At 72.2% G+C, this 10,090-nt stretch carries 10 protein-coding genes; 4 read left to right on the top strand and 6 right to left on the bottom strand.

The genetic code is table 11. The features are described from left to right. Window positions 1-370: 370 nt before the first annotated feature. Window positions 371-1,132 (bottom strand): precorrin-6A synthase (deacetylating), encoded by a 762-nt coding sequence (cobF, locus tag MUY22_RS49400; protein ID WP_247055620.1) that lies wholly within the window; start codon window positions 1,130-1,132, stop codon window positions 371-373. A 77-nt stretch (window positions 1,133-1,209) separates the two neighbouring features. Here cobF and MUY22_RS49395 point away from each other — a divergent pair, with 77 nt between their 5' ends. From MUY22_RS49395 to MUY22_RS49385, 3 genes are all read left to right on the top strand, one after another. Continuing rightward, complete coding sequence (locus tag MUY22_RS49395) at window positions 1,210-1,416, top strand: heavy-metal-associated domain-containing protein (protein WP_247055618.1); 207 nt, start codon at window positions 1,210-1,212, stop codon at window positions 1,414-1,416. 5 nt (window positions 1,417-1,421) lie between these two features. Next, entirely contained in the window at window positions 1,422-3,545 is a 2,124-nt protein-coding gene (locus MUY22_RS49390; RefSeq protein ID WP_247055616.1) for a cation-translocating P-type ATPase, read from the top strand. A 75-nt stretch (window positions 3,546-3,620) separates the two neighbouring features. Next, window positions 3,621-3,902, top strand: coding sequence for a metal-sensitive transcriptional regulator (locus MUY22_RS49385; protein ID WP_247055614.1), 282 nt, complete (start codon window positions 3,621-3,623; stop codon window positions 3,900-3,902). Between the two features lie 14 nt (window positions 3,903-3,916). Here the strand turns inward: MUY22_RS49385 and MUY22_RS49380 are convergent, their stop codons facing one another. The 4 genes from MUY22_RS49380 to MUY22_RS49365 all read right to left on the bottom strand — a co-directional run bounded on the left by MUY22_RS49380 (window position 3,917) and on the right by MUY22_RS49365 (window position 7,702). After that, on the bottom strand, window positions 3,917-4,600 hold the full coding sequence (locus MUY22_RS49380; RefSeq protein ID WP_247055612.1) for a type II CAAX prenyl endopeptidase Rce1 family protein: 684 nt from the start codon (window positions 4,598-4,600) through the stop codon (window positions 3,917-3,919). After that, complete coding sequence (locus tag MUY22_RS49375; protein ID WP_247055609.1) at window positions 4,597-5,865, bottom strand: ABC transporter substrate-binding protein; 1,269 nt, start codon at window positions 5,863-5,865, stop codon at window positions 4,597-4,599. Before MUY22_RS49375 ends, MUY22_RS49380 begins: the two co-directional genes overlap by 4 nt. A 67-nt stretch (window positions 5,866-5,932) precedes the next feature. After that, window positions 5,933-6,862, bottom strand: coding sequence for a M protein (locus MUY22_RS49370; protein WP_247055607.1), 930 nt, complete (start codon window positions 6,860-6,862; stop codon window positions 5,933-5,935). A gap of 120 nt (window positions 6,863-6,982) precedes the next feature. After that, window positions 6,983-7,702, bottom strand: coding sequence for an MgtC/SapB family protein (locus tag MUY22_RS49365; RefSeq protein ID WP_247055605.1), 720 nt, complete (start codon window positions 7,700-7,702; stop codon window positions 6,983-6,985). A 111-nt stretch (window positions 7,703-7,813) separates the two neighbouring features. On the opposite strand from MUY22_RS49365, the gene MUY22_RS49360 reads away from it, so the two are divergent. Then, complete coding sequence (locus MUY22_RS49360; protein ID WP_247055603.1) at window positions 7,814-8,476, top strand: maleylpyruvate isomerase N-terminal domain-containing protein; 663 nt, start codon at window positions 7,814-7,816, stop codon at window positions 8,474-8,476. 309 nt (window positions 8,477-8,785) lie between these two features. On the opposite strand, the gene MUY22_RS49355 is transcribed toward MUY22_RS49360, so the two are convergent. Beyond that, entirely contained in the window at window positions 8,786-10,033 is a 1,248-nt protein-coding gene (locus tag MUY22_RS49355; RefSeq protein ID WP_247055601.1) for a cytochrome P450, read from the bottom strand. Window positions 10,034-10,090 lie beyond the last annotated feature (57 nt).

Below are 10,090 nucleotides of genomic sequence, written 5' to 3'. Positions count from 1 at the left end.
GTGTGAAGCCCGTGGGATCACTTGAAACTGGCCTTCTGCTGCTCGAAGCGGGGTCTCCGGCACCCGAATCCTTTGCCAGTAAGCGTGATCCGCGTGATCGGACACGGTATTGACGTGATTGGCGGCGGAACTCGCGTGATTCAAGGCGGAACTCGCGTGATTGGGCGGGCATCTCGCGTGATTGGCGGGGCATCACCTGTGATTGGGAAGCCGACATGGTGCCTGAAGTTGACCCGGGTGGTTGGGAAGCCGACACAGGTGACTGGGAGTCGACTCGCGTGTTCGGGAAGCGGCGCGTGTGGTGGGAAGGCGGCGCGTGTGGTGGGAAGGCGGCGCGGTGGTGGCGGGGCGAGCGGAGGACGGGGTGGGGTTAGGGGGTGGGGCGGCGTAGGAGGTACGTGTCCATGATCCAGCCGTGGTGTTCGCGGGCCGCCGCGCGCGTTTCGCGGATTTTGGTTGCCAGCGCCGGAGTTAGGGGGCCTGAGATGAGGATTTCGTCTGGGGTGCCTATGTACGCGCCCCAGTAGATCGTCAGGTTGTGTGATGTGTAGCGGTCGAATGTCGTGTGGGCGTCCAGGAGGACGAAGACGTCGTCGACGTCGGGGGGCCAGCCTGTTGCCAGGAGGCGGCCCGTCGTGAGCTGGACGGCTCGGCCGATCTGGTTCATCGTCGTGCGGTGGCGGGCCACTAGCGCCGAGATGCTGCTGATGCCCGGGATCACCTCGTACTCGAACGTCACCCGGCCGCGGGCCAGCACCGTCTCGATCAGCGCGATCGTGCTGTCGTACAGCGATGGGTCGCCCCACACCAGGAAGGCGCCCGTCTGAGACTCGGCCAGCGAAGAGAGGATCACGCTCTCGTAGACCTCGGCGCGGGCCGCGTGCCAGTCGGCTACCGCTGCTCGGTAGTCCGCCGGCTTGCGGTCGCGGGGTGGGTCCGCGACCAGCACCACGCGGTACGGGCGCGTCACGTACCTGTCGAGGATCTCCTCGCGCAGCCGCACCAGGTCGGCTTTCTCCTCGCCCTTGTCCAGCACGAAGAACACGTCGACGCGGTTGAGGCGATCCACCGCCTGCACCGTCAGGTGCTCCGGGTCGCCGGCGCCGATCCCGATCGCGTAGATCTTCCGCATCCCGCGAGTCTGCCGGGGCCGGTGGAACACCCCTACCCCCGATGGGTATAAAGGAGGGAGAACGAAAGGAGCCGTCGATGACCGAAGCGACGTACACCGTCGAGGGCATGACCTGCGGACACTGCGCCACCTCCGTGCGCGAAGAGGTCTCGGAGCTCGCCGGCGTCAACGGCGTTGACGTCGATGTCGAGAGCGGGCGCGTCACCGTGACCAGCGACACCCCGCTGACGACCGACGCCGTCGCGGCCGCGGTCACCGAGGCCGGCTACCGCCTGGTGGCCTGAGCGCCATGACCACCGCGCAGTCCGAACGCGTCGAGTTGGCCATCGGCGGGATGACCTGCGCCTCCTGCGCGTCCCGCGTCGAGCGCAAGCTCAACAAGGTCGGCGGCGTGACGGCGACGGTCAACTACGCCACCGAGAAGGCCCAGGTCAGCTACCCCAGTGGCCTTTCGGTCGGCGAGCTCGTCGGGGTCGTCGAGGCCGCCGGGTACTCGGCCCGGGTACCGGAGGCCGTCGCGGCCGACGACTCGACGTCGCTGCGCAAACGTTTGCTGCTCTCCGCCGCGCTTACCCTCCCGGTGCTGGTGCTCGCGATGGTGCCCGCCTGGCAGTTCGACTACTGGCAGTGGGTCTCGCTGGTCCTCGCCGCCCCGGTCGTGACGTGGGGCGCGTGGCCGTTCCACCGCGCCGCCGCGGTCAACCTGCGGCACGTCACCGCCACCATGGACACCCTGATCTCGCTCGGCGTGCTCGCATCGACGGCGTGGTCGCTGTACGCGCTCCTGTTCGGCATGGCCGGCGAGATCGGCATGCGCCACGAGTTCACGCTGGTCAGCTCGGGCATGACCGGCGACAGCCTGTACTTCGAGGTGGCCGCCACGGTCACCACGTTCATCCTCGCCGGCCGCTACTTCGAAGCCCGGTCCAAGCGCCGCGCGGGCGCCGCCCTGCGCGCGCTGCTGGACCTCGGCGCGAAGGACGTCACCGTGCTCCGCGACGGCGAAGAGCACCTGCTCCCGGCCGGGGACCTGCGCGTCGGGGACGTCTTCGTCGCCCGGCCCGGCGAGAAGATCGCCACCGACGGCGTCGTCACCGAAGGCCGCTCCGCCGTCGACACCAGCATGCTCACCGGGGAGTCGACACCGGTCGAGGCCGGTCCGGGCGACGCGGTCACCGGCGCGACCGTGAACGTCGGCGGGCGGCTGCTCGTGCGTGCGACGCGGGTCGGCGCGGACACCCGGCTGGCGCAGCTGGCCCGCCTGGTCGAGGCCGCGCAGACCGGCAAGGCCCAGGCCCAGCGCCTCGCCGACCGGGTGTCGGCGGTGTTCGTGCCGGCGGTCGTCTTCGCGGCGCTCGCCACGCTGGTCGTCTGGCTGGCGACGGGCGGCCGTGCGGATCAGGCGTTCACGGCGGCCGTCGCGGTGCTGATCATCGCCTGCCCGTGCGCGCTCGGCCTCGCGACGCCGACGGCGCTGCTCGTCGGTACCGGCCGCGGCGCGCAGCTGGGCATCGTCATCAAGGGCCCCGAGGTGCTCGAGTCCACCCGCCGCGTCGACACCGTCGTGCTCGACAAGACCGGCACCGTCACCACCGGCCGGATGACGCTGGTCGAGGGGGACGGCGAGGTCCTGCGGCTGGCCGGCGCGGTCGAAGCGGCGTCCGAGCACCCGGTCGCCCGCGCGATCGTGACGGCCGCCCGGGAGCGGTTCGGGCCGCTCCCCGCCGTCACGGGCTTCCGCAGCACCGCCGGGCTCGGCGTCACCGGCGTCGTCGAAGGCAAGCAGGTCAGCGTGGGCCGGGGGTCGTTCGTCGGGGCGGCCGGGACGTCCGGCGTGCACGTCGCGTGGGACGGCGAGGTCCGCGGGACGCTGGCCGTCGCCGACACGATCAAGCCGACGTCCGCTCAGGCCGTCGCCGAGCTGCGCGCGCTCGGGCTGCGGCCGGTGCTGCTGACCGGGGACGACGCCGGCGTGGCCCGGACGATCGCGGCCGAGGCGGGGATCGACGAGGTCGTCGCCGAGGTGCTGCCCGAGGGCAAGGTCGACGTCGTGAAGCGGCTGCAGGCCGAAGGGCGTGTGGTCGCGATGGTCGGCGACGGCGTCAACGACGCGGCGGCGCTCGCCCAGGCCGACCTGGGGCTGGCCATGGGCACCGGCACCGACGCGGCCATCGAGGCCGGCGACCTGACGCTCGTGCGCGGCGACCTGCGTGCCGCCGGTGACGCGATCCGGCTGGCCCGCCGGACGCTGGCCACCATCAAGGGCAACCTGTTCTGGGCGTTCGCCTACAACGTCGCGGCGCTGCCGCTGGCCGCGCTCGGCCTGCTCAACCCGATGATCGCGGGCGCGGCGATGGCGTGCTCCTCGGCCTTCGTGGTCAGCAACAGCCTCCGCCTGCGCCGGTTCCGCTGAGTCACCCCGCCCGATACGTGGGGTGGGTATACTCGGGCGCGGAGGAATGCCGACATACGCGGGGACGGGTGGGCCATGACGGGTTACGGCAACGAGCGAGAGGCCTACCTCAAGCGCCTGCGCCGCATCGAAGGGCAGATCCGCGGGTTGCAGCGCATGGTCGAGCAGGACAAGTACTGCATCGACATCCTGACCCAGGTCTCCGCGGCGACGAAGGCCCTGCAGTCGTTCTCGCTGGAGCTGCTCGACGAGCACCTCGCGACGTGCGTGGTCCAAGCGGCCGCGGCCGGCGGCGAAGAGGCCGACCTGAAGGTGCGGGAAGCCTCGGACGCGATCGCGCGGCTCGTGCGCTCCTGACGAGCTGCGGCAGATCAGCGGACCAGCACGGCGAGGGTCAGGCCGCCCGCGTTCGTCGTGAAGTGGACGATCACCGACGCCAGTACTCCGTGGCCCTTGTGGCGCCACCAGTGCAGGAGGATGCCGGCGGCGCCCGCCGCGGCCATCGCCAGGATCTGGAGCACCACCACCGGCGTGCCGCCGAACACCGCGTGGACCGCCGCGTTGCGGCCGATCGCCAGGGCCGGCAGGTAGTGCCAGAGCCCGAACAGCGCCGCCGCGCCCACGATCGGCGGCCAGCGCCAGCGGTCGTCCCGCGCGCCGAGCAGGGCGGGCAGCACGCCGCGGAAGGCGATCTCCTCGATCAGCACCGTGCCGAACAGGATCCGGCCGCACGTCAGCCAGAGCAGCTGGCCGAAGTCGGGGGTGCCGACGCGGCCGTCCTGGTAGACCGTCCGCAGTGCCGGTACGGCCAGCGCGATCCCGAACACCACGGCGACCAGCCCGGCTCCGGCCAGTCCGACCAGGGCGGACCGCCGGAACGAGCGCAAGCCCAGGTCGGACCCCGACAAGCCCGCCCAGCGCGCCAGGCCGATCAGCACCGACGCGGCCACCAGCCCGCACACCGGGTACGCCCAGCCGGGCAGCACGCGGTTGGCCAACGTCGTCGACGCGGCCAGCGTCACGACCGCCACGACCAGGGCGAACGCTCGGATCAAGGGATGATGTCCCGCGAGTCGAGCGCGTCGGTCAGCCGTTCGCGCAGCTCGGCCGCGGTGGCCCGCGGGTCGATCTCCGACGGCGGCGACAGCACCTTCGAGATCACCGTCGACAGGTTCTGGTACGCCGGGGTCAGCGGCCGGACGGCGGCGTCGGACAGCGCGGCCAGGATGTCCGGCTTCATCGGGAACCGGGCCGCCATCGTCGAGCCGGCGTCGGCCGGGTCGAGCGGCGCCGGGTCGTCGTAGACCGAGCGGGTCGTCGGGGCCAGGCCGTCCTCGATCGCCTGGTACTTCTGGCTCGCCGGGCTGCGCAGGCACAACGCGGCGTCGAACGCCTCCGCCCGGTGCGGCGAGTACGTGCTGATCGCCAGGTTGAAGCCGCCGATCGTGACGCGGCTCGCGCGCCCCTGCACCACCGACGGGTACCGGGCCCACTTCACGTGCGCCAGGTCCTGCGGCTTCTCCTTCGCGTAGGACGCGTAGACGTACGGCCAGTTCAGCTCCAGCGCGCCCTGCCCGCGCTGGAACGCCTGCCGGACCTCGTCCTCCTTGGCGTTGCCCAGCGACGGGTCGGTGACCCCGGCCGTGGTGAGGGTCTTCAGCAGCTCCAGCGCGCGGACGGCGCCGTCGTCCATCAGCACGGACTTGCCGTCGTCGGACAGGATGTGCCCGCCCGCCGACGCGACCAGCGTGTTGTAGAACACCACCAGCCCCTCGTACTGGGCGCCGGTGAACAGGATGTTGGCCGGCTTCCCGGCCGCTTTCAGGGCCTGGGCCTGCGTGATCATCTCGTCGAACGTCTTCGGCGGTGACGGCGTGAGCCGGTCGTCGTACCAGAGCAGCTGGACGTTCGTGTGCTTCGTCGCCGCGTACAGCTTGCCGTTCCAGCGCGCGGTCGAGAGCGGTCCGGGCAGGACGTCCCGCGTCGCCTCGGCCTCGGCCGCGCCGGTCCACGGCACCACCCAGCCCGCCTCGGCGAACTCCGGCACCCAGGTGACGTCGAGGCCGAGGACGTCCAGGGACGAGTCCTCCGCGGCGAGCCGGCGCACCATCTGCTCACGCTGGCCGTCCGCGCTGCGGGGGAGCTTGTGGTACTCGATCCGGTAGCGGCCGGCGGCGGCCGCGTTGCAGGTGTCGACGACGTGCTGGAGGTTGTTCTCCGGCGAGACGTACAGGTTGATCGTCAGGCCGGAGCCGCTGCCGCACGCGGTCAGGGTGCCCGCGACCAGCACCGTGGCCAGCGTGATCGTCGTCGAGCGCATGGGCGTCCCCTCACCTCGGCCGGGCGATCACCCGATCATGGGTGCTGCCCGGCCGGGGGACAAGGGGTCACCCGACCGCGTCCGAAAGATCGTCGGCCGGTGAGCGTCGCTGGACGGGCACCCGCTTGGCCATCGGCAAGGTGGCCTCGGGGTCGGACGGCCCCTCGTCGAGGGCGACGGCCGCTTCGGCCAGCAGACCCCGGCAGCCGAGGAGGCTCGCGTGGAGCTTGTCGCGGACGTCGGTGAGGGCCGCGACCTCGCGTTCCGCGGCCGTGACCAGAGTTTCACCCTTTCGGGTGGCGTCGGTGATCAGCTGCCCGGCCGTGGCCCGGGCCGCGGCGAGCTCGGATTCGCCCGTGGTGACCAGGGTTTCCTTGCGCTGGGTGGCATCGGCGACCAGTTTTGCGGCCTTCGCCCGGGCGGCGGCGTCCTGCTCGGCCAGCTCGCGCGCGGCTTCGGTGCGGCGGGCCGTGATCGCTCGCGTGTGATCCTCTTCCTGGCGGGCCCGGCGGTGCGCCGCGGCTTCGTCGAGCTCGCGGCGGCGCTGCTCGGTCGCCCGCAGGAGTTCCTCGTGCTCGACGCGCTGCCGCTCACGCTCGGCTTCGGCCAGAGCGAGGACTTCGTGTTCCTTCTCGGTGAGCCGGACGGCCTCGAGCTCGGCGTCACGGCGGATCCGTTCGGCGTTTTCCCTTGCCCGCCCGGTGATTTCGGTCGCTTCCTCGCGGGTGAGCTCGATCATCCGGCGCGAGCGCTCCTGCAGCGCGTCCGGCGCGATCGGGGTCCGGCTGATCCGGTCGATCTTGACCCGGAGCTCACGGTTCTCGTCGGCGAACGCGGCCGCGCGCCGGGCCGCGGCGTCGCGTTCGTCGGTGAGTCTGCGGATCTCGGCCTCGGCCCACTCGACGTATTCGACGACCTGCGCGCGGTGGAAACCGCGCCACGCCTGGTCGAATCCGGGCTGCGTGCGCGCCACGTCCTCGCCACCGCCGGGGGCCATGCCTCACCTCCGAATTGGATGGTTTCTCCTCGGCCGCACGTTTTCCTTGTGGTGCCGGGGATTTCCGTGTGCACCCCAGTGTGCCGCAAACCGGCCCCCGCGCGCTGCCCGGGCGGGCGATCATTCGTCGAGCGGTTCCCCGGCGCCGGTGGACGTGCTCCGGACGCCGGGCAGTTCGGCCAGTTCGGCGGCTAAGTCGTAAAGATCACCTCGGCCGTCGAGGCGCAGCGTGACGACCGCGATCCGTTGCCCTTCCTCGGAAGTGGACTCGTGGTCGACCTCCACGTGGTGCACGGACCAGCCGCGCCCGGTGCACGTGGCGAGCGCCGCGCGGAGCACGCCTTGGCCGTCGACGTAGCTCAAGCGCACCACCGGCGGCTCCTTGCGGTGGCGGGCGACGAAGCGCTGCAGCGGCGGCAACCCGCGCGTCACCACGAAGTGCCCGATCGTCGTGCCGACCGCGAGCACCGGCAGCCCGGCACCGCACGCCGTGCCGACCGCGGCGGTGAGCCAGATCGTCGCGGCCGTGGTCAGCCCGCGGACCGCGTCGCGCCGCACGAAGATCAGCCCGGCGCCGAGGAAGCCGATGCCGGACACGATCTGCGCGGCGATCCGCGACGGGTCGAGCGAGATGCCGCCGGTGCCGAGCAGGTCGGCGAAGCCGTACTTCGACACCAGCATGAACACGGCCGAGCCGACGCCGACCAGGCTGTGCGTCCGCAGGCCGGCGGCCTTCATGCCGGCTTCGCGTTCGAGGCCGATGGCGACGCTGAGCAGCAGCGCGAGCACCACCGGCGGCAGCAGCTGCCACTGCGCCGACGTGGACCACAGAGTGGTCAAGATCACTACCTCCCGAGGTCGTCGGTGCCGGCACGCGGGGAGAACCGCCGGGGCCGTCACCAGGGGATACTGGGTCGAGAGCACCGATCGTGCCAGGGTGGGGTGGAGCGCGTGACAGCGAGTCGGCCGGTTCCGGCCCCGGACTTCGTGGGCTACCCGGAGGTGCGGCGCGGCGTCCGCGCGCTGCTGGAGGCGCGGCCCGGCACCCACCTGCGCCCGGTGCCCGCGTGCCGGGAGTGGACCGTCACGGACCTGGTCGCCCACGTCGTGGAGATCGCCGAGCGCGTCCTCGGCCATGGCGGTACTCCGCCGCCCGCGCCGAGCGTCCCGGCCCTGCTCGACCGCTGGGACGACGTCGGCGAGCAGCTCGACCGCCGGCTCGCGGCGGCAGACGGGCGCAGTGGCGAGATCATGGTGATGGACGCGTACACCCACGAGCTGGACCTGCGCGCGGCGCTGGACGTGCCGCCGCCGGCGGAGCACCTGGCGTGGGCGCCGAGCTTCGAGGTGCTGGTCAGGGGCTTTTCCGGCGCCGTGTCGGCCCGCGGCCTCCCGGCGCTGCGGCTGCGCACGACCGGCGGTTCGGAGTGGACGGCCGGGCGCGGCCGGGTGGCCGGGACGCTGACGGCACCGGCGCACGACCTCTACCGCGCACTGGCCGGCCGCCGGTCGCCCGCGCAGCTGGCGGCGTTCGAGTGGACCGGTGACCCGGCGCGGTGGCTCCCGGCCTTCACCTGGGGCCCGTTCGTGCCGCCCGCGTACCCCGGGGTGTAGCCGAACCCGCTGGTCGAGCGCGGTTGCCGACGGGGGTTCCGGTGGCCCGGCGACGCGCTGTGCGGACTTGAACCTGCAGGTCAGCGGCGGGTCGGTTGCCGATGAGTTCCGGCGAAGTCGGCCCGAGCGTTCGCCGCGCCCTTCCGGGGTGGCCGACACGGTGACGGGAGTGGCCGACACGGCGTGCGGCGGTCGTCGGCGAAGCCGCTGCGGTGTGGTGGCCGTGCCGGGCGCACGCGCCGGCGGGGGAGCGGAACCGGAAAGACCGCGCACCCGGGGCGGGCCCGGGTGCGCGGTCTTCGGCTCGGTTCAGGCGGCTTCGGCGGCGGTGCTCGCGACCGCGGTCAGGCGGACCGGGAGGGTGCGGTGGCCGTTCATGATGAACGTCGGGAGCGGGGGCAGCTCCTCGGCGGACACGGCGAGGGTCAGTGCCGGGAAGCGGTCGAACAGCGCGGACAGGCCGACCTTGGCCACCATCCGGGCGATGCCCGCGCCCAGGCAGTAGTGCGGGCCGTAGCCGAAGGACAGGTGCTCCTTGTCCTCGCGGGCGATGTCGAACGTGCAGCGCGACTCGCCGTGCAGCTCCGGGTCGCGGCCGATCGCGGCGTAGTTGACCAGGATCGGGTCGCCCTTCGGGATGACGACGTCGCCCAGGTCGATGTCCTCGACGGCGTAGCGCAGCGGGAGGTTCGCGATGGGCGACTCCAGCCGCAGCACCTCGTCGATGACGGCGTCCCAGTCGGCCTCGCCGGACTTGACCAGCTCGAGCTGCTCCGGGTGGCTGAGCAGCAGCGTGATCGCCTTGTCGAAGAAGTTGATCGTGGTCTCCGAGCCGGCGCCGAGGATGGCGAAGATCGTGTCGGCGAGCTCCTGCTCGGACAGCCGGGAGCCGTCCTCGTCGCGGGCGGCGATCAGGTCGCTGGTGATGTCCGCGCCCGGCTCGACGCGCTTGAGCGCGACCAGGTCGGCGATCGCGGTGCGCCAGCCCACCAGGACGCCCTGCGCCTGCTCCGGGGTGATCGTGGTGTCCAGCATGACGTCGAGGACCTTCGCGGCCGCGACCCGGGCCTCCTCGGACATCCCGATCAGGTCGGCGACCAGCATGCCGGGCAGCGGGTAGGCGAACCGCTCCTTGAGGTCCACCACCTCGCCGGGCGGCACCGCGGCCAGCGCGTCCAGCAGCACGGTCGCCAGGTTCTCCACGTGCGGGCGGATCTCTTCGGTCCGCCGGGAGGTGAACGCCTTGCCGATCAGCCGGCGCAGCCGGTGGTGGTCGCGGCCGTAGGTGGTGGAGACGTTGTCCATCGCCACCCAGCTGATCAGTTCCCAGTCCGGGCGGAGCTCCCCGTTGGTGAACGCCGGCCAGTGGTTGCGGGCGCTCTTGGTGACGTTCGGGTCGGTCAGCAGCTTCTTGATGACGTCGTGGCTGTTGACCGACCAGACGAGCACGTCGCCGGGCAGCTTCACCTGGACGGCGGAGCCCTGCGTGCGCAGCTCGTCGGCCTGGCCGTGGATGTCACGGCCGCTCGGATCCAAGGCGGGGCAGCGATTTTCCATGGGGTGACTCCTGAATCTGTGCGGACACGAAGATGCCGGCGGCGAGCCACTGCCCGC

Origin of the sequence: Amycolatopsis sp. WQ 127309, from assembly GCF_023023025.1 — a bacterium.
GTDB lineage: Bacteria > Actinomycetota > Actinomycetes > Mycobacteriales > Pseudonocardiaceae > Amycolatopsis.
The sequence above is the reverse complement of the archived record's forward strand: the minus strand, read 5'-3'. Positions and strand labels throughout refer to the sequence as shown.

What these genes read in the sequence shown, in the direction of transcription:
- MUY22_RS49385 (WP_247055614.1), top strand. Translation starts at nt 3,621, where the DNA reads ATGACGGGTTACGGCAACGAGCGAGAGGCCTACCTCAAGCGCCTGCGC.
- MUY22_RS49355 (WP_247055601.1), bottom strand. Translation starts at nt 10,033, where the DNA reads ATGGAAAATCGCTGCCCCGCCTTGGATCCGAGCGGCCGTGACATCCAC.
- MUY22_RS49395 (WP_247055618.1), top strand. Translation starts at nt 1,210, where the DNA reads ATGACCGAAGCGACGTACACCGTCGAGGGCATGACCTGCGGACACTGC.
- MUY22_RS49375 (WP_247055609.1), bottom strand. Translation starts at nt 5,865, where the DNA reads ATGCGCTCGACGACGATCACGCTGGCCACGGTGCTGGTCGCGGGCACC.
- MUY22_RS49390 (WP_247055616.1), top strand. Translation starts at nt 1,422, where the DNA reads ATGACCACCGCGCAGTCCGAACGCGTCGAGTTGGCCATCGGCGGGATG.
- cobF (WP_247055620.1), bottom strand. Translation starts at nt 1,132, where the DNA reads ATGCGGAAGATCTACGCGATCGGGATCGGCGCCGGCGACCCGGAGCAC.
- MUY22_RS49370 (WP_247055607.1), bottom strand. Translation starts at nt 6,862, where the DNA reads ATGGCCCCCGGCGGTGGCGAGGACGTGGCGCGCACGCAGCCCGGATTC.